Source organism: Allobosea sp. TBD101, assembly GCF_059817965.1.
On record NZ_CM187543.1, the window covers coordinates 1,720,925 to 1,738,123 of the forward strand.

At 64.7% G+C, this 17,199-nt stretch carries 20 protein-coding genes; all 20 read right to left on the bottom strand.

Annotation, left to right across the window (positions count from 1 at the left end; translation table 11 throughout):
* Positions 1 to 27 precede the first annotated feature (27 nt).
* The 20 genes from AC6RIC_RS08105 to AC6RIC_RS08200 all read right to left on the bottom strand — a co-directional run bounded on the left by AC6RIC_RS08105 (position 28) and on the right by AC6RIC_RS08200 (position 17,198).
* Positions 28 to 384, bottom strand: a complete 357-nt coding sequence (locus AC6RIC_RS08105; protein ID WP_499735776.1) for a hypothetical protein — start codon at positions 382 to 384, stop codon at positions 28 to 30.
* The gene (locus AC6RIC_RS08110) at positions 384 to 3,692 is read right to left on the bottom strand and encodes a phage tail length tape measure family protein (protein ID WP_499735777.1); all 3,309 of its coding nucleotides are present in this window, start codon (positions 3,690 to 3,692) and stop codon (positions 384 to 386) included. The genes AC6RIC_RS08105 and AC6RIC_RS08110 overlap by 1 nt, the downstream gene beginning before the upstream one ends.
* The gene (locus AC6RIC_RS08115) at positions 3,689 to 3,925 is read right to left on the bottom strand and encodes a phage tail assembly chaperone (RefSeq protein ID WP_499735778.1); all 237 of its coding nucleotides are present in this window, start codon (positions 3,923 to 3,925) and stop codon (positions 3,689 to 3,691) included. Before AC6RIC_RS08115 ends, AC6RIC_RS08110 begins: the two co-directional genes overlap by 4 nt.
* A gap of 134 nt (positions 3,926 to 4,059) precedes the next feature.
* Positions 4,060 to 4,527, bottom strand: coding sequence for a hypothetical protein (locus AC6RIC_RS08120; RefSeq protein WP_499735779.1), 468 nt, complete (start codon positions 4,525 to 4,527; stop codon positions 4,060 to 4,062).
* 104 nt (positions 4,528 to 4,631) lie between these two features.
* On the bottom strand, positions 4,632 to 4,880 hold the full coding sequence (locus AC6RIC_RS08125; protein ID WP_499735780.1) for a hypothetical protein: 249 nt from the start codon (positions 4,878 to 4,880) through the stop codon (positions 4,632 to 4,634).
* Positions 4,881 to 4,909: 29 nt separating this feature from the next.
* Positions 4,910 to 6,100: a phage tail tube protein gene (locus AC6RIC_RS08130; protein WP_499735781.1), complete on the bottom strand. Its 1,191-nt coding sequence runs from the start codon at positions 6,098 to 6,100 to the stop codon at positions 4,910 to 4,912.
* 19 nt (positions 6,101 to 6,119) lie between these two features.
* A complete protein-coding gene (locus AC6RIC_RS08135) occupies positions 6,120 to 6,566 on the bottom strand; it encodes a phage tail terminator-like protein (RefSeq protein WP_499735782.1) in 447 nt (148 codons plus the stop codon).
* 1 nt (position 6,567) lies between these two features.
* Complete coding sequence (locus AC6RIC_RS08140) at positions 6,568 to 7,173, bottom strand: hypothetical protein (RefSeq protein WP_499735783.1); 606 nt, start codon at positions 7,171 to 7,173, stop codon at positions 6,568 to 6,570.
* Positions 7,173 to 7,505 (bottom strand): head-tail joining protein, encoded by a 333-nt coding sequence (locus AC6RIC_RS08145; RefSeq protein WP_499735784.1) that lies wholly within the window; start codon positions 7,503 to 7,505, stop codon positions 7,173 to 7,175. The genes AC6RIC_RS08140 and AC6RIC_RS08145 overlap by 1 nt, the downstream gene beginning before the upstream one ends.
* On the bottom strand, positions 7,505 to 8,119 hold the full coding sequence (locus tag AC6RIC_RS08150) for a hypothetical protein (protein ID WP_499735785.1): 615 nt from the start codon (positions 8,117 to 8,119) through the stop codon (positions 7,505 to 7,507). Before AC6RIC_RS08150 ends, AC6RIC_RS08145 begins: the two co-directional genes overlap by 1 nt.
* A 1-nt stretch (position 8,120) precedes the next feature.
* Positions 8,121 to 8,426, bottom strand: coding sequence for a hypothetical protein (locus AC6RIC_RS08155; protein ID WP_499735786.1), 306 nt, complete (start codon positions 8,424 to 8,426; stop codon positions 8,121 to 8,123).
* 57 nt (positions 8,427 to 8,483) lie between these two features.
* Positions 8,484 to 8,921, bottom strand: a complete 438-nt coding sequence (locus AC6RIC_RS08160; RefSeq protein ID WP_499735787.1) for a hypothetical protein — start codon at positions 8,919 to 8,921, stop codon at positions 8,484 to 8,486.
* A gap of 87 nt (positions 8,922 to 9,008) precedes the next feature.
* On the bottom strand, positions 9,009 to 10,394 hold the full coding sequence (locus AC6RIC_RS08165; protein WP_499735788.1) for a phage major capsid protein: 1,386 nt from the start codon (positions 10,392 to 10,394) through the stop codon (positions 9,009 to 9,011).
* A gap of 23 nt (positions 10,395 to 10,417) precedes the next feature.
* Positions 10,418 to 11,257, bottom strand: coding sequence for a head maturation protease, ClpP-related (locus AC6RIC_RS08170; RefSeq protein ID WP_499735789.1), 840 nt, complete (start codon positions 11,255 to 11,257; stop codon positions 10,418 to 10,420).
* The gene (locus AC6RIC_RS08175; RefSeq protein WP_499735790.1) at positions 11,235 to 12,452 is read right to left on the bottom strand and encodes a phage portal protein; all 1,218 of its coding nucleotides are present in this window, start codon (positions 12,450 to 12,452) and stop codon (positions 11,235 to 11,237) included. The genes AC6RIC_RS08170 and AC6RIC_RS08175 overlap by 23 nt, the downstream gene beginning before the upstream one ends.
* A 99-nt stretch (positions 12,453 to 12,551) precedes the next feature.
* Positions 12,552 to 14,276: a terminase large subunit domain-containing protein gene (locus AC6RIC_RS08180; RefSeq protein WP_499735791.1), complete on the bottom strand. Its 1,725-nt coding sequence runs from the start codon at positions 14,274 to 14,276 to the stop codon at positions 12,552 to 12,554.
* Between the two features lie 3 nt (positions 14,277 to 14,279).
* Positions 14,280 to 14,747, bottom strand: a complete 468-nt coding sequence (locus AC6RIC_RS08185; RefSeq protein ID WP_499735792.1) for a hypothetical protein — start codon at positions 14,745 to 14,747, stop codon at positions 14,280 to 14,282.
* Positions 14,748 to 14,830: 83 nt separating this feature from the next.
* Positions 14,831 to 15,121, bottom strand: coding sequence for an HNH endonuclease signature motif containing protein (locus AC6RIC_RS08190; RefSeq protein WP_499735793.1), 291 nt, complete (start codon positions 15,119 to 15,121; stop codon positions 14,831 to 14,833).
* Between the two features lie 247 nt (positions 15,122 to 15,368).
* Positions 15,369 to 16,031 carry a transcription termination/antitermination protein NusG gene (nusG, locus tag AC6RIC_RS08195; protein WP_499735794.1) on the bottom strand — a complete coding sequence of 221 codons (663 nt, stop codon included), beginning with the start codon at positions 16,029 to 16,031 and terminating at the stop codon, positions 15,369 to 15,371.
* A 9-nt stretch (positions 16,032 to 16,040) separates the two neighbouring features.
* Positions 16,041 to 17,198 carry an LvrA C-terminal domain-related protein gene (locus tag AC6RIC_RS08200; RefSeq protein WP_499735795.1) on the bottom strand — a complete coding sequence of 386 codons (1,158 nt, stop codon included), beginning with the start codon at positions 17,196 to 17,198 and terminating at the stop codon, positions 16,041 to 16,043.
* Position 17,199: the final 1 nt, after the last annotated feature.

The window sequence follows — 17,199 nt, forward strand, 5'->3', positions numbered from 1 at the left end:
GGAACTTCAGCGAGACGGAGCGGGCCATTACGGCATGACCTCAAGATTGAGCATCAGCGTCCACGTGTCGAAAGCGAAGTCGCCCTCGTCGGGCAGGTTGTCGCCGAACCGCACCAGGATCGGCGTCTCGGTCTGCGGGTCCGGGAAATAGAACGGCAGGACACCATTCATCAGTGTCAGCTCAACGAAGTCGCGGAAGACAAGGGCCTGCCCGGTTGTCATGGTGATGGCGCCTGAAAGCTTCGACGGCATCGCAGCCGAGCGCCGCCGCACCTTCGCCGGCCCGGTATCGTTCCGCGACCGTAGGCGACCGTCGCCAGGCGTGCGCTTGTAGCTGCCGGCGTTGAAGCGCGCCGGCAGGGAGGCAGGCCAGACCGCGTACATCAGCGCCTCGTCAGAGCCGGCCGCATGCCGAACGTGGTGCGGGCAGCGCGATTGGAGTTGCTGCCCGGCGTCGCCAGGCGATCAGCGACGGCCTCGTCGATCATCACAAGGAGATCCTTGCCGCCGCTTTCGTTCCGCCGTTCTTCCTGCCGGACCTGCGAGCCGGGCGGAGCATAGACAATGACATTGGTCTGCGACGCGGCCTGCTGGGACGGCGCATTGCCGCTCGCGGCCGGAGGCATATAGGGCTGCGGCGCGACGTAGCCACCACTGGCATAGCCGGGCAGCCCGCGCCGAAGGCCCTCCAGCGCGCGCACACCGATCCGGCTGGTGGCCGCCGCATCGAAGACATACTCGCCGCGATGGACAATGCCGGCGGGGTCATGCTTGCCGCCATGGCCGGTATAGCCACCCTCGGCGAAGTATGGACCGGCGCCCGAGTAGCCCCCTGCACCGAAGGAGAATGATCCGCCAGAAGTGCCGTTGAAGTTGAAGCCCCCGCTGCCGCCGCCGATACCGACGAACCTGCCGAGCAGGCCGAGCAGGCTTCCGCCAGTTGACCCGCCCGTGCCGCCGAAGGCTTTGCCGAACAGGTCATTGATCGCCATATCGATCAGCTTGTCGGCGACCCGGTTCAACGTGTTCTGGAATGCCTCAGCTGCCGATTTTCCCGAGCGAAGGTCGGAGATGAAACCTTTCAGCGCGTCCTTGCCGATATCGCCGATAGAGCGCAGCGTGTCCTGGCTGGCCTTCAGCAATTCCTGCTGGCGGGCGAGCTCGCCGTAGCCCGCGGCGGTGCGCTGGATTTCGGGGAGAAGCGCCGTTGCGAGGGCAGAGCCGCCCTCCTGCACCGCCTGACTGTAGAGTTCCTGAAACTTCTGCGCTCGCGCGATTTCCTCGGTCGACATGAACAGCGTGTCGCGCGTCGCATCGAGCTGCTTCTGCTGCGCAGCGAGGTTGTCGTTCGCATTCCGGATGATCGAGCTATAGGCCTCGGTCGCGGCGCCAGCACGCTCTAGGCCTGCGATCTCGCCAGCCACGTCGCTACGTGCGCCGGTAGCACCACGAGAACGGCCTCCGATAGGCTCGACATGCCAATTCTCATTGCGCAACGGGAAGGTGAGGCCAAACTCGGCCGCACGCCTATGTGCCTCTTCGCGCGCCGCCGGTGAAGCATAGCGAAGATCCGCAGCCATTCCCCGCTCGTGCTGAGAACCACCCGGCGGAGCGACCCATTTGCGCGCTTCAGCTTCGGAGCCATACTTCGCCACGGCCTGCGCCCAGAGCTGCGCTTGCCTCTCGGTCGAGCGAAAGCCCGATGTGATCGAAATGCCGGGGATCGCCTCCATCATCTTCCGGAGCGATTCTGAAAAAGCGACATCCATGCCGGTGATCACGGCCGAGGTCGCTGGCATGGCGGCCGGCGTCGCGCTCCCTCCAAACCTCTCTCGATTGTCGCGTTCGCGGAAGTCGATCTCACGGAGGCGCCGCTCATATGGGCGGAGTCCCGCCACCGAGGATTGATCACGTGCCGTCCGGAGCGCGTCCCGAGCCTCTCGATTAGCCTGCGCCTGCATCTCATTGATCTTGCCGACGATGAGAAGCTCGCGCTCCTTCATCTTCACGGCATCGCCGGCAACGTCGAGGTTGATGCGGGCGATCTCGACCGCCGTGCGCTCGGCCAGGGTGCGCGCGCCGATCGCCCGCACGGTGAGGTCATTGGTATGGCGCTGCCGCTCGCCGGTCGTCAGCAGCGTCTTGCTCGCCTCTTCCAGCAGCTTCGACCACTGGCGCCATTCGTCGAGATCCTGCACGCCCGGATTGAGTTTTATCGCCTCGTCGAGCTTGGCCCGCTGCGCCACGATCTCGCGCATCGTCTTCAGATAGGGGTCGAGCCCCTCGACGATGAGGCCGGCCGCCAGCGAGGCGCTATCGGCTTTCGCACGCCGTGCGATGATCTCGCTGCGCTGCCGCTCCAGCTCGACGATCGCCTCCAGCGGCCGGATCTGCTGCTCCAGCAGACGCAGCTGATTATTGACGCCGAGACCAGGCGAAGCCTGCAACCGATCACGCTGCTGCTGAAGCGACGCGAGGCGCTCGGCATCGGTCGGTCCATTGAGCGCCTTTCCGACTGCCCCCGCGGCATTCGAGGCCTCCGTCGCCACGGCATTCCATGCGCGGGCGAAGAGACTCAAGCGCTCAGTCGCACCGTCGACCTGAGGTACAAAGGTCCGCAGGAGCGACGTCTGAGCGCCGAGCATGTTTCCCGCTGCCTGCTGGTCAGCGATCCAGCGACGGGAGGTTTCTGACAAGCCGCCGAGCTTCCCGGCGAGCATCTCAGCCCCTCGCGCCGGGTCAGCGAAGGCAGCGGCTAACTCCTTCGCCGCATCGGCATTCCCGATGCCCTGAAAGGCCGCGTATTGCCGCGTGAAATCCGTCAGGCCGGGCAGGCGCGTCGGATCGACCTTGCCCGTCGCGGCATAGCTCGACAGCATCTCGCGCGCACTGGCGACGCTGACCTTCGCGGCAGCGGCTTCTGCCTCGGCTACGCGGTTGATGCCCGCCACGGTAGCGCCGGAGGCAGCCCCGACGCCGAGGAGAGCCTTCTGCACCTCCTTCTGCGCCTCGGCATAGGAATAGGCTGCATAGGCGGCCCCAGCGCCGATTACCGCAGCACCTGTCGCAACGCCGGCGCCGGACAATGCGAAGCGCAGCGCGCCACCGCCGACCTGGCGGAGGAAGCCGCCGATCGAGCCCTGCGTCGACATGAAGATGTCCGCGACCTGCGCCGCCTGCGCGGCAAAGACCTGCATCGCAGACTGCCCCATGGCGAGCTGCGTGCCGATGTCCTGAACCTGTCGGCCGAGATTGATCAGCTCGTGCCGCGCAAGGCCGGTCTGCTTGTTCACATTCGCGGCCGAGGTCGCGAAATTGTCGTTTGCCGTGGCCGCCGTCTGATAGCGCGCCTTGACCATGTCGACGACGCGGGCCGCCTCCTGCTGCGTCGCGAGGCCGCGCCGGAACGCCGCATCCGCCGCCAGCGTAGCGCGCTCGATTTCCCTCTGCTGCAAGATGGCCGGATCGACCGAGGCTCGCAGCCTCTCCCAGGCGCGAGCCGTCTTGGAAAGACCATCCTGCTGCGTCGTCATCAGGCCGAGGCTACGCTCGCGGGCAGCGGTCGCCCGCTCCTCGGCATCCCGAATCCGGTCGACGGCAGCCTGCGCCGCCTGCATCGAGCGCACATAGAGCGCGGAGCCAGCCTCGGCTCCGCGCGCGTCGATGGTCAGGAGGGAAACAACCTGGCTCATGCAGAGGGGTCGCCTTCGGGACGGGGGTTAGCGATGGTCTTCAGGAACAGGTGATCGAGCATCTCGATGATCTCGATCTCCCAAGGCGCGAGAGCCGCGCGCGTCAGACGCTGGAAAGCGTCGATCTCCGGCCAGCTGATTGCTAGCGGGCCGAAGCCGCAGGAGCCGCGGCGTCCGGATAGTCGCCGAAACGCCGACCAGAGATAGAAGGCCTCCGGCGGCAATTCCGGCACGGCAAGATCGTCCTCGATCTGGCGGCGCCGCTCGTCGGTGCGGGCGCGGGCGAGCAGCCCCTCAAGGTGCTCGCGCTCGGTGGTGCCTTCCTTATCCCGAACGTCGAGACGGAAGGTCGCCTCCGCGAAAGCCGTCAGACCTTCGCGGAGGTCCGCGTAAAACTCTGCTCAGAGACCAGGAAGTCGAGGCACTGCGCATAGACCCAGCCAAGATCGGGATCGACGAAGATGTCGACCGCAGCCTTTTCGCTATAAGCGATCGGCGCGGCTCCCGGCTTCAAGGTGACAGGGGTCCAATCGATGATGCGAGCAGCGACCCATTGCACGTTCTCCCTGCGCGCCTCATCGACGGACTGTTCCTCGGGCTTGTATTTGCGCCCGTTGATCTGAGCCATTTCGATCTGGCGATTGCGGTGCAGGATCTCGCGGTTCTTCGCCTCATTGAAGGCGACAGTCTTGGCATGGCCGGGACCTGCGAAAGTGATGCGCCAGCCCGTCGGCGTGGCAGTGCCGGGCTTCAGAATATCGAGCACGGCAGTATCGGCGGGGATGAAGGCCGACAGGTCGACGGGCGCGAGGGCGCCGGCTTCCTTGGTGGTCATGGTGATGATCCTTGTCGGAGGATGACGGGGCGGCGCCGACACACCGCCCCGCCTGTCGCGCGACACTCGCCGGGGCGAGCTTGGCCGCTGTCGGGCGGCGGATATCAGGCCTTGTCGACGACCTTCTCGGCCGCCTTCTGCGCCGCCGCGGAGGCACGCGCAGCGGTTGCCGGGTCGACGTCGGCCGCAACCGTGACGTCGATCTTCGGGCGGCCGGTCTCGCTGATGGCGATGGCCGGGAGATCGTCGACGCGGGACGGCCAGGCAACCGAAAGGCCGGTTCCCTGCGCCGCGACGACGGCCTCGTGCAGGCGCTTGGCAGCGGCCCGCACGTTCTCCTCATGATTGGTCATGCAAGCTCTCCTTCGGGGTTTTGCGGCGATCAGGCCGCGGAGGTCTGGTAGACGACCGTCGAGTCGGAATAGGCCCCGCCGCGCTCGTCCTTGCCGATCAGCAGGTTGATCTGCTGCGTCCGGCCGCCATCGGCGCCGAGCTCCGATTTCGCCATGCTGGCGAGCGTCAGGTTGCCGACGAAGAAGGAGCAGAAGTCCTTCGGCTCGCTTTCGTTCTCGGTGAAGAGCAGGTGCAGCGAGAGCTGGTCCTCGTTGAGGAACTGCTGCACGCGGCTGATGTCCTTCTTCAGCGCGGTGATCGAGCCCTCGACGCTCGCCTGATTGGTGAAGACGTCGGGCGTCAGCACCGAGCCAACGACCGGGACGCCGGCGGCGTTCAGGTTGATGTTGAGGTTCAACGAAGTGACCTCAAGTATGTCCTCGGTGCCGAGGCGGATCAGCGCCTCGACCGCGGTCATGCCGATCGACGTCGTGGCCACCGGATTGGTGAAATAGGGCGACTGCGCACCGGTCATCGCCTGCATGTCGCGGCCGACGATGCCGAAGGTGAGCTGCGCCATCCCGTTCGGGCTCATCTGCAGCTGCAGCGAGCCGACGCGGTTGCCGAGGAACACCTCTGATCCGTCGATATCGATCTCGCGCTCCTCGATCGCGAAGGAGCGCGGCGTCGTACCCATCAGAACCTTCTTCGGACGGGCGAAGGTGATATTGGGCTGCTGCGCGACCGTCGTGACGGCGTCGGCGACCGTCATCACGGTGGCCGTCAGGCCGACGACCCGAACGTTACGGGCGTTGTTGTCGACGCCACCGGCCGTGAAGCCGCCGAAGCGGCCGACGTCACCGATCCGGACGCCGTCAGTGATCCACGAGCCGGTGCTGCGCGTGAAGGTCTTGCCGGCCGCATCAGCGGTGACGCTGAGGCCGGACAGCGCGAGCGGCGCGTCGAAGGTGCCGCGGAAGGCCGCCTCGATGAAATCGTCATAGCTGCCGAGCGAGAGATCCGCGACATACTGGCCGGCGACCGAGCGCGAACCGTGGCGGCCGCGCGTGATCTGGCCATCGCGGCGGATCTCGTTGGAGCGGATCGGCTCCTTCGTCAGGTTGATGCCGCCGCTGTTCGGGCGGAATACCTTGGAACCCGAGGCGCCATCGGGGAGGACGCCGAACGTGACCTCGGGCTTATAGGCCACAAGGATGTTGCGACCGGACTGATAGGCCATGGGATATCTCCTCTGAGGTTCAGGCGCGGCGCCAGAATTGGAACGGGATTGAGACGGAGACGGCGAACCACATGCCGTCGTCGCTGCCGGAATCCCCGCCCGAGATGCGCGGGGTCCAGGTGCGGATGCAGACGCCGGGCTCGGCGTCATAGAGCTGCTGGACGCGGAAGATCTCGCCGAGCTGCCCGGCGAGGCCGAGGGCAGTCGCGGTTCCTTCGCCGTCCGGCACGAAGACGGTCAGCATGATGATACCGTCCTCGACCACGACATGATCACCGGGAACGCCGACGCCGCGGATCTCCGCACCTGTCGACATGACCTCGGCATAGGCCCAGGGCGCCGGATTGCCGTTGACGTCGATGACGTCGGGCCGCGCCTCGTTTGGCCAGCCGATCGGTAACTCGACCGGACGCATGGCTGTAACCCGCGACCGGATCGCGGCGACGGCGCCGGCAAAACTCGCCATGTCAGTAAGCCCGGATCACCAGCGCCGGCCGGCGCATGTCGGAGGCCGCAGCGCGCTTCGAAACCTTCACCGAGGCGCCGGCGATCGGGCGATAGGTGAACCTGACCGAAGCGACATTGCCGAAGCGGCGGCGCACGACCTGCTCGGCCTGCTGATAGACCTTGTCCGTGCCGGGCAGGCGCATCTCTTGCTTTCCAAGCTCGATCTTCCGCGCGTAGGGCAACGGGTTGAGGATGACGACCTCGCCACCGGAAGGCTGCCACGTCCGGAGATCCCGAACCGGCGCGCCATCGACGAAAAGCGTGTGCGAGAGGCGGTATTCGCCGGACAGCACAGGTGAGAACGCAAAGAGTGATTCCATCGCGAACTGCACGACCTCGGCGAGGCGCTGATAGTGGTATTCGATGACGCCGAATGGCTTCACCGCGTCTTCCGGCGCCCCTTCCTTGCCGTCGACGAAACGGCGGAAGCTGGACGGGCGCGGCTCGTCTCGCATCACCCTGGCGTGTTCGCGCCGGGCGAAGGCAGCGAGATCGGCGGAGGTCGCCGCAACCGCGCGAACGATCTCGGCGCCAAACTCGACGCTGACGGAGCGAACGCGCGCCATCACATGCCGCGCAGATGCAGCTCGACGCGCACGACCACGTCATTGAGTTCGATCAGGTCCGGAGCCTGCACGCGATACCAGCGCCCGCCGAAGGACACCCGGTCGCCTTCCTTGACGGCCAGCCATCCGAGCGGTGCGAGCCAAGTCGGCGAGAGGACGGCGAGCCGGTCTCCCTGTTGGATCGAGCCGACCAGTTCCTCCGGCTTGAAGTTGCGGCAGACACCCCGCCCGACGCCGGGAGCAAGGCCGCCGCCCGGTCGCGTCAACGTCATGGATCGACCATGCGCGGCGAGCTGCCGGTCGAGCGCGGCAATGGCTTGAGCGGGCGTCATCAGAAGGTCAGCACGCGGAGGCCACCGAGCAGGGCCTCGACGGCACGGCTCGTCGCGGAGCGCTTGGCATCGGCGCTCACGTCGTATTCGAAGGAGCCGACGCCCTCGACGACTTCCTTTTTCAGAGTCGAATCGCGCCCGAACTGCATGGCGAGTTCACCGACGCGGAGTTGAACCGCGATCTTCACCTGCGGCGGAATTTCGGCATACCCCGCCTTGTAGCGGATGCGGACATTCCGCCCGCCCGGCCAAGCCGTCCGGAAAGACCCGGTGAACAGCTCGCAGCCGTGAAGTTGAAAATCCGAGCCGGGACAAACGACGTCGGCGTCGCCGGCGAAGTATGTCACAGAGACGACCTCGATGATCGGCGGCTGCGGAATCCGGAGCCCAGAGCAGCCGTCGCGCGCTGGGAAGGCTGGAAGCTGAAGCTCCAGCGTCTGCTGGCCCAGAGACCTGCCAAGCCAACCGGTCGGCCCATCAAGCTCAGCCGTAGCAGCGGCAATCCAGGCATTAAGTACGGGCTCGGCAACGTCGGAGAGCGCGGGCATACCCGCCCGCGCTTCCGCCGCCGTCATGATCGGCTGCGGCCCCTCTATGACGACGATGTGGCGCACGTCAGGCCTGCGGGATCTCGACGCCGGCCGCCGTGAGAGCAGCGACGAGCTGCTCTTCCGTGGCTTCGTCGCCGATCGTGACGTTCTTGTCCTTGGCAAGCGCCAAGAGGGCTTCGACGCGCTTTTGCGCAGCCTTTTCTTCTTTTTTCTCGGCAGCCTGTTGGGCTTTTGCCTTCTCGGCGCTTTCGAGCGCGCCGACTTCGGCCGCAGCGCCCAGCAGCTCGGCAGGGCAAGCCTCGCCGGCGCGGAAGGTCGTGGGGTAGACCTCGCCGGTGCGGCAGCCCCGGAATTCTTTCTTGAACAGCATGGATGCTCTCCGTTCGAGCAGATTGAACGAAGGCCGCCCCTTAAGGGGGCGACCGGGTCAGATCTGGTTGGCCTGCGGGCTGTCGTGGCCGACGCCGAGCAAAGCGATGGCGGACATCGGCGTGCCCGTGCCATGCGTGCCGGAATAATCCGGCAGAAGCTTCAAGTAGCGGCGATTGCCCTTGTACCCGAAGCGATAGGCCGCGGCGGCGGCGTGAGCCGCGGTCAAAGCCTTGACGATGCCACCGGCGGCAACGGTCGCGCCCAGCACATCCTTCTGCTCGACGGCATCGTAGGTGACGTCGTCGTCGGAATGCGTGAGCTTGAATTCTACCTTGTTGGTGCCATCGAACGTGATGCCGCCGACGCCGATAGCGAGCAGGAACTCGACCGCCTCATAACCGCGGCGGTCGATGGCCGGCGGGGTCGGATCAGCGGTGAGCGAGGCGGCAGCAATCGCCACCACGGCCTTGAAGCCGGAATGCAGGTCCTTCATCGGACATGTCCTCGTGATTGAAAGGGGATGACCAGGTGGAACGGGCGGCCAGTCAGCCGCCCGCCAGTTCGCGAAATCGCCTTCCGATCAGGAAGAGATCTTCATCAGCTTGATCGCCTCGAAATTCGAGACGCCGCCGCCGACGCGCTTGGTGGTGTAGAAATGCACGTTGGGCTTGTTGGTGTAGGGATCACGCAGCACGCGGATGCCGAGGCGATCGAGGATGAGGTAGCCGCGTTTGAAGTCGCCGAAGGCGACGGGGAACGCGCCCGCTCCAAGGCCGGGCATGTTGTCGTCATTGTAGACGGGCTTGCCCAAGATGGTGGCCACTTCGGCCGCCGCCGAAGGCGGCGCCCAGATGTAGTTGCCGTCGCCGTCCTTGAACTTGCGGACTGCGGACATCACCGCATCCGACATCAGCCATGATGCGTTGGTCCGATAGCCCTGCTTCAGGGAGTAATAGAGGTCGACGAAAGCATCAGCCGGCGAGGTCGTCGCGAACGATGCAGCCGCGCCGCTGACGGTGAAGCCGAGCTTGCCCCAGGACCACGAGCTGTTGGCGACAGTGTCATAGGTCAGGAACCCGCGAGGACGCTTGACGCCGTTGCCAGCGACGAAGGCCGATCCCTCCATTTCGGCGAAGGTGATCTGCACCTCGTCGGCCAGCCACGCAGCGATATCGATGATGCCGTCGTCGAGCATCTTCTGCGTGGTCGCCGGGTTGGCGTACATTTCCATCACCGAGAAGGCCAGTTCGCGCAGCGTCGGCGTGCCGGTTTCGGGGCGGGGATCTTCCTCTCCGACCCAGCCAGCGCCTGCGCCGCCCATGCTGACGAGCTTCTTGTACGTGTCCGTACCGACCGGCATGACGGTCGCGATCTGGCGCATGACCGAGATCAGACCGAGCACGCGGTCGATCGTCGCCGAAGTTTCCTCGGGCACCAGGTAGCCGCCGTCCGGATCGGACTGCGTTGTCAGCTTGGCCTTGACTTCGAGATCGCTCAGGCCGTTGTCGACGCCCTTGCGGAAGAACTTCTCGAAGGCCTGGGCGTGCTCGGCCTTGGCCGGGTCGGCCCCGCCGGAGCCGCCGCCGACCTTCGCCGCGGCAAGCGCGACATTGACCGCGTCCAGCGCCTTGGTCAGATCGGAGATATCGGTGTTGATCTTCGCCATCTTCTCCGTCGTCACGACGTCGGCGAAGTTCTTCTTGATGCCCTTCAGCTCCTCTTCGTGAGCCGCCTTGAACTGCTCGAAGGTCGTCTTCAGCTCGTTCAGGATCTTGTTGGCGTCGCTGGCATCGGCTTGCGCAAGCGAGACACCACGGAACGAGCCGGCCATCATCCCCATGGCCATGGTGGCCGGGTGCGAATAGGCCGTCGCGAGATGGTGCAGTCCGTCAGAGGCGGACGGAACAAGGCAGACGACAGCGAGTGCCGCGAGCGCGAGGCCCGCGAACAGATAACCGATCTTCATGATGGATTCTCCGGTGAGGCCGATCAGGCCTTCATGGTTGCGAGAAGCTGCGTCGCGGCAGCGAGGTCGAGAACAGCGCGGGGCATGCTCTCGTGATCGGCAGCGTCACGCGTGCCGGAGGCTTCGCGCAGCAGGCGGCGACGCTCGGAACGCGGCACCCCCTGCTTGGCGAGAAGAACGTCGAGGCGGTCTCGAGCGGACGCCTTCGACTGCGTTTCTGTGGTCGAGCCGCCGACAAGATCTTTGTCAACGACGTCGGCGAAGCCGTTCTTCACGGCCTCCGAAGCCGACATGAAGGTCTCGGCATCGAGGAGCTTCTCGATATCGGCCCGCTTCGCCCCGGTGCGCGCCTCGTAGATGTCGGCGAGAGCCGCATCGAAGCTGTCGAAAAGCTCGGCAGCGCCGCGCATATCATGGCGGTTTCCGACGACAACGCCCCAGGCATTGTGAACCATCATGAAGCTGCCGAGCCCCATGCGGATTTCATCGCCGGCCATAGCGATGATGGACGCGGCCGACGCAGCCCAGCCGATCACCTCGACCGTCACCTTCGCCTGGTGGCCGCGAAGAAGGTTGTAGATCGCGATGCCCTCGAACATGTCGCCACCCGGCGAATTGATCCGGACTTTAACGTCCTTTTGGCCGATCGCGCGCAGGGCGGCCGAAATCCGCTTGGCCGTGACACCGTTTCCGCTCCACCAGTCCTCGCCGATGACATCGAGCACGGAGATCACGTTCTCCTCCTCGCTCGCGGCCGCGCGCGGCGCCTCGGACCACTGCGCGAGCACGTCCGAAGGAGCATCCCACTGGTAACTCTGCGGGCGGCTGAAGGCCTGCGCTTCAGGGAGCTTTCGGAGGCTCATTGCCGTCTTCCTTGTCCGATGAAGGGTCCGTTTTCCCGGCGGTGTTCGGGGGCGGATAGTAGATGTCGCCGCCCTCGCGCGGGTTCTCATCTTCGAGCGCGCGGATCTCGTTCGGGCTGAACACACCCCATTGCAGGCCCTTCACATGGGCCTCCCAACGGGCCTTGAGGTCGGCGCGAACAATGGCGGAGCGGTTGAACCGGGCGAAGAGGTCGGAATCGTCGGCGATCAGGTCGCGGGCGATCGTCTCTTCCCAGGCGGTGTAGTAGTCTTCGAGCGTATAAGCGCGAAACGATCCGCCCTGTTGCTCCAGACCGGTACCCCACGATGTCGACTTCTCGGTATCGCCGAGCATGAAGCCGGGCACGCCGAGAAACATCTCCAGCTCGGTCCGGGTGAACTGCCGGGTTTCGATGTACTGCGCATCTTCCGCCGTCATGCCGATCGGCGAGATCGTCATACCCTCTTCGGTTACGATCGACTTCCCGGCGTTCTCGGCACCGCGATACTCGTCGAGGCTGGCCTTCAGGTGATCCTTGGCCTCGTTCCCGATCTTATTCGGGTGCGAGAAGTGAAGGCCAAGCGATGCACCGTTCCGGAAGACGCTGGCACCGTGACGCTCCGTCGTCAGCGCCACGCCGATAGCCTCACGGGCGTAGGTGATCGGGGTGACACCGCGATAGCCGTCGAGGGTCAAGCCGATGAGGTGGAACATGTCCTCCTGGGGGATGACGATCTTGCGGCCATTCTTGCGGGTGTAGGTGTAGACGAGGCTGAGATCGTCTAGCTGATCGACCTCGGTCCTATCAGGGTGGAGGGGGATCAGGTCGATCGGCCGTTTCCCTGTGCGAACGACCAGCGCATAGCCATTTCCGCGCAAGATCAGATGCGCGGTCAACATGCGCCGGAACGCGGACGGCGTCAGGCGCCCCTTTCGAGGCTTGCATAGGATCCGCGCCAGCGGGTCATCGCTGGCGTCAATGCGCGTGCGAGCATCGACCCGGCGCTTCAACTGAATCGGCGTGTTCGCGACCGCACCGGAGATGATGCGCACCGACCCGTAGACGACAGATGTCCGCATAGCAGCATCAGGCGAGACACTGGCGCCAGAGGCCGTTTCGCGACCCGAAAGCATGTAGCTTTCAAGCTCGGCTTGCGTCGTGATCAGCGCGCCGCCGCCGGCGGGCTGGACCATGGCGCGGGGCGAAGCCGGGACGAGTGCCGTCGACGGCACTACCGGCCGCGGCAGGCAGTCGGCGGAGACGATCGAGGGGACAGACGAGCGCGCCATCGCTCAGAGCACCAGAACGCCGCGGTTTTCGTACACGGAAGGCCCCCCAGCCGCTTCAGGATTGCGGCTCATAAGGTCAAATGCGTTGAAGAGGGCGATAAGCGGGTCGATCTTCGCTTTGCCCGACACCTGCTTGGTCACCAGCACGGCCGAACCCCGCAACTCTGAGCGCGCGTTTCCAACACACCAGTCCATCATGCCGCGCGCACCGTGCTTCAAGGTCCCATCTTTCAGCTTCCGAGCGGCACCCTTGATCACACCGGAAAGGCGATATCCCTGCGGAACTGCAGCGATGCAGTCCTTTGGAACCTCTCGCTTCTCCAGTTCATCAAGAATGGCGGCGATTCCAACGGCGTCGACGCCTATCCCGGCCTTCTCGGGTAACAGTCCGGCTTGGTGTAACCGAACGACGACCTCGACCACTTCGATGACGTCGGCATTGGCGCCGTCTTCGGTCTCGGCGATGTCGACAAAGGTCAGGTCGCCTTGGGCCTCGAAGTCTTCGAGCTTTGAGACGATATCCTTGCGGATTTCCTTGACGCCGCGGTCAGCCCAGGCGTGCCCCCAATGCAGCCAGCGCTTCGTGACCTTCTCGCGGCCGAGGACCGCGAGCCCGAGCAGGTCGTCGAGGCCGCCGCCGTCGATGCCCACCGTGCAGACCTCGCAATTCTCGATGATGTAATCGAGAGTGACGCTTTCTCGGCCGGCACCTTGCCAATGCTTGGTGCCCTCCCAACTATCCAGATTGATCGCAATGCCGATCTGAACGTTGAGATGTTGAGAGGCCCAGATGGCAAAGGCCTCGGTGCCTTTCTCCTTTGCCTCCCGAAACTTGGGCAGGAGCCGGTCGATCGTGATTGACCTGCCGAGATTGGGCAGCACTAGCGACCACATCTCGGGATCTTGCCAGACCTGAGACTTGTCCGACTGCATTTTCTCTGGAAACTCGTAGAGCATCGGCAACGTCTCGCCACCCGCGAACGCGCCTTCCCTGACTGCCCTTGCGTGTTTCAGTTCGGAGGCGAAGACGCCCGATGGCGGCTCATCCGAGGTCGTCGTGATGATGATCACGAACCCTTCGGGGTTGGCGATGATGCCGCCGTCGATCTGCGCCAGAACCTTGGGCGCATACGAGACCTTGCCAAGCTCGTGCAGCTCATCGATGAGCACACCGACCGGCTTGGCCCCGGTCATGACCTTGTTATCGAACGACAGCACTTTCAGCTTCGCGCCGTTCTTGCGATCCTCGATCACCTTGACGTGGTCGCGCGTGTGGAAGCGCTTCTTCAGCCAGGGGTCGGCATTCACCATGCCACTGGCCTGATCATATGCCCGAAGGGCTGTTTCCTGTGTCGGCCCGACCAGCAAGAATTCAGCGTTGGGCCGGCGATTCCGCAACATGGCGGTCATCATGATTGCCGCGCCGTTCGTCGTCTTCGAGTTCTTCTTCGGCACCAGTTGGAAGAACTTCCGTGCCTTGCGCCCAACCACGATCGTTCGATCGTCGTTCATCTCGACGAGACCGAAGATGGCGGAGACGAAATCCATCGCCCATTGGCCACTGGCATCCCGCAGCAGCGGTTGGCCAGGCACGTCTGGCAAGCGGAGCTTACCGAATACGGTAACTGCGGCGTCGGCCTCGCGCTGGTCGAGCGGCAGGTGATCGGGAAGCGGTGGCCGGCCAGCCTGCAGCTTCTCGAACCAATCCGGGCAGGAGAAATCGGCCATCGATCAGTGCGCAGTCTGGCCTGCAGGCTGAGGAATGGCCGACTCCCAATCGTCCGGGGGATTGTCGGCTTCCTGCTTCGCTTGCTCTTTCTTGCCGAGCCTGCTGCGCTCCTGAACAAGCTTCTCGTCGAAGATATCGCCGATGCTCGCGTCGTGGCGGCGGAAGTATTCCTTCATCGCTGCGACGTTGCCCTCGCGCCCAAGGTTCCAGAGCGTCAGGAGGCCGATCGACTCGACCCGGTCGCGCGCGACGTCCCGAGACTTCAGCACTGAAAAATAATGCCGCCGCAGCGTGGGGGACGTGATGCCGAGGGCGCCAGCAATCCGCTCATTGGTCCAGCCTTGCGCCAGCAACAGCATGATTTTGTTGATGTTTTCCTTCGACGGGACGTGCTGAGGCCGGCCGCGCTTGCCAGCACTCAGCGAAATCACGTCGCCGAACAGGTCAAAGGCGGCGCAGGAATCTTCCACGACGAAAAAAACCTCCGAATGACACCAAGGCCGGTGAGGGGCTCCTACCCGCCCCAGACTTCGACCACCCCCCTGGTCGCGGGTCAGACGGCCCGCTGCCCGCGTCGACCACGCTCGCGCGCCGTCTTCCGGTTGTGGCAGGCCGTGCACATCAACATGATGTTGGACGGGTCGAGATCGGCGCCGCCGTCGCTGCGCTCGACGATGTGGTCACCGATCAGGCCGCGATGGTTGCCGCTGCAGTCCTTCCTGCAGGTCGGCACTTCGCAGACGTAACCACGCTGAACCTTGATCGCATGGACGAGGGCACGCCACGCCGTCGACTCGTAGAAGGGATCAGCCACCTTCGCCGGCACAGCGATGCGGGCGCTCACCGAAGCAACCCGAGGAGGCAAGGCCTTGAGGCGTCCCATGACTAGATATGCCAAACCCGCCAGCGCTGCCGCAGGCGGGTTCACATAGCTTCGCACTCAGTCGCTGATCAGGCGGCGCGGGTTCCGTGAGATACAAGCCGCGATAGCGACGATCAAACTACCAGAGTAACCGTGGCGCCATGGAGTCCGATTCGCCCTGCTAGAGTCAATCGAGATCGCGCAACTGATATCTGATCGCTGTGTATCACTAAGCAGCGTCGAGATGATCGACAGGCAGGCGAGCAGAGGTCTCGCGACCAAAGATATCGATCAGAACCTCGGCATCATCGAGCCCAACAGCCTCAACCACCGTGGCTTGGAACTGCATGAATGGCCCGGAATTGATGCGGACGCGCGCGCCCGGCTGCCGCCGCAGATCGATACGCCTGAACTCGGGTAGCGCATTGTTCTGATAGGCAGCGACCATATCGATCACCCGGCCAGGAACGCGAGCCCAGCCCATGGCAGAGCGCACCACATCATGCACGCCGTCGATATCGCGAATGTCGGAAAGGGGGCGCCCATTGATGGTCAGCACCGTCTTCCCGTCTTCGCCGACGAGATAGCTGTCGCGCTTGATCGTCGGGAGCCCAGCCGCAAACAGGTAGCGCGGATAGGTCGCGACATCATGCTCGGTCCTGCGGCGACGAAGCGTGATGACCCGATGCAGGCTCGGCCAGAAGACCTTGCAGCCTGCATCGACAAGCCCCTTCGCAGCCTTGGCCTCCATTCGCGGACGGCAATAGACGAGATACCATGCGAGCGAGCTGTCAAGATCGACCGGAGCCGGGTTCCGCGTCTCGGAGAACTCGCGGAAATGGCCGTAATCGGCCTTCGGCGGCTTGGTATTGTGTGGCGGACGGCGTCCCATCGTCAGCCCTCAGAACTGCACGTTGTCGTCGTCGCGCAGGTCGCGCGGCGGCGTCTCACTCGGCAGGAACACGCGGGCGCTGCTGCCCTCGGCGAACACCGGGATGCGGGCGCCGCGCTCAGCGAGCCACTGGCGCCAAGCCTCGATCTCCGGCCCGCGCCCGAGGAAGGCCCGCAGCTCCCCGACCCGTTTTGCCGCCGCGTCAAGATCGGCTTGCGAAACCGAGATCGGCTTATGCGCCTCGGCCTGCTGCACCATGAAGCCCAGGCGCTGCCGGGCGCCTTCGGCGATGCGGAAATGCAGCGTCAGCCACCATTCCTTCGACCAGCTTTTCACCTCGACGAAGGCGCTGGCCTGCCGGGCGGCCTCCCGCTTCGGCATCAGCGTCCAGCGACGTTCAGCGAGATAGGTGGCGGCCGATGGCCGATACTTCCGATGACCGTCCCGCGACAGGTCGGCGAGGAAGGGCTTGATCTGCTCGATGGCAGGCCGCCGCATGGCGAAGGGCAGGGCGGCCCAGGCTGTCTCGATGGCCTTCCGGCTGTCCCGGTGCACGTCTGGCCATGTGGCCATGAACGTGTCGAGCGACCAGGCACCCGCAGGCTCGCCCTCGCTCGCTGGCGTGCTCTCGCGCTCTCGCGCACCCTCTCTCTCTGGATAAGGGTTATTACTAAGGGGTTGGGTATCACCCTGATGATACCCTTCCGCCCGATTTGGAAGGCTATCACTGTGATACCCTTCCACCGTGATACCCTTATTTGCGGGCTCGGCAGGCCGTTCGCGCCCTGCGTCTGACGCATGGTGAGCGTCGTCATCATCGTCGGAATCCGGCAGGGGCTGATGCACCGAGGCAGCCTCCAGCGCCGGCCACATTTCCGGCCTGCGCAGCCGCGCCAGCATGTCGATATCCATCTCGTAATGGTTGGTGGACTTGGCGCCCGAGCCGCCTTCCTTGACCAGGCGCAGCAGGCCGACGCGGACGAAGCTCTGCATCACCCGGCGCGCGGTCGGCACGGAGCATTCCGCGTCCTCGGCGATCGTCGCGAGCGACGGATAGATCCGGGTGCCGTCTTCATGGCAGCAGTCGACGAGCTTGATCAGCACCATCTTCCGCGTCTGGGAATGCAGCTTGGCCTTGAGCGCCAAGCCGAGCAGGGCCGCGCTCATA

Excerpts from the sequence above, each read along its gene's own strand:
- AC6RIC_RS08105 (WP_499735776.1), bottom strand. The coding sequence starts at position 384 with ATGTACGCGGTCTGGCCTGCCTCCCTGCCGGCGCGCTTCAACGCCGGC.
- AC6RIC_RS08110 (WP_499735777.1), bottom strand. The coding sequence starts at position 3,692 with ATGAGCCAGGTTGTTTCCCTCCTGACCATCGACGCGCGCGGAGCCGAG.
- AC6RIC_RS08120 (WP_499735779.1), bottom strand. The coding sequence starts at position 4,527 with ATGACCACCAAGGAAGCCGGCGCCCTCGCGCCCGTCGACCTGTCGGCC.
- AC6RIC_RS08125 (WP_499735780.1), bottom strand. The coding sequence starts at position 4,880 with ATGACCAATCATGAGGAGAACGTGCGGGCCGCTGCCAAGCGCCTGCAC.
- AC6RIC_RS08130 (WP_499735781.1), bottom strand. The coding sequence starts at position 6,100 with ATGGCCTATCAGTCCGGTCGCAACATCCTTGTGGCCTATAAGCCCGAG.
- AC6RIC_RS08135 (WP_499735782.1), bottom strand. The coding sequence starts at position 6,566 with ATGGCGAGTTTTGCCGGCGCCGTCGCCGCGATCCGGTCGCGGGTTACA.
- AC6RIC_RS08140 (WP_499735783.1), bottom strand. The coding sequence starts at position 7,173 with ATGGCGCGCGTTCGCTCCGTCAGCGTCGAGTTTGGCGCCGAGATCGTT.
- AC6RIC_RS08145 (WP_499735784.1), bottom strand. The coding sequence starts at position 7,505 with ATGACGCCCGCTCAAGCCATTGCCGCGCTCGACCGGCAGCTCGCCGCG.
- AC6RIC_RS08155 (WP_499735786.1), bottom strand. The coding sequence starts at position 8,426 with ATGCTGTTCAAGAAAGAATTCCGGGGCTGCCGCACCGGCGAGGTCTAC.
- AC6RIC_RS08160 (WP_499735787.1), bottom strand. The coding sequence starts at position 8,921 with ATGAAGGACCTGCATTCCGGCTTCAAGGCCGTGGTGGCGATTGCTGCC.
- AC6RIC_RS08165 (WP_499735788.1), bottom strand. The coding sequence starts at position 10,394 with ATGAAGATCGGTTATCTGTTCGCGGGCCTCGCGCTCGCGGCACTCGCT.
- AC6RIC_RS08170 (WP_499735789.1), bottom strand. The coding sequence starts at position 11,257 with ATGAGCCTCCGAAAGCTCCCTGAAGCGCAGGCCTTCAGCCGCCCGCAG.
- AC6RIC_RS08175 (WP_499735790.1), bottom strand. The coding sequence starts at position 12,452 with ATGGTCCAGCCCGCCGGCGGCGGCGCGCTGATCACGACGCAAGCCGAG.
- AC6RIC_RS08180 (WP_499735791.1), bottom strand. The coding sequence starts at position 14,276 with ATGGCCGATTTCTCCTGCCCGGATTGGTTCGAGAAGCTGCAGGCTGGC.
- nusG (WP_499735794.1), bottom strand. The coding sequence starts at position 16,031 with ATGGGACGCCGTCCGCCACACAATACCAAGCCGCCGAAGGCCGATTAC.
- AC6RIC_RS08200 (WP_499735795.1), bottom strand. The coding sequence starts at position 17,198 with ATGAGCGCGGCCCTGCTCGGCTTGGCGCTCAAGGCCAAGCTGCATTCC.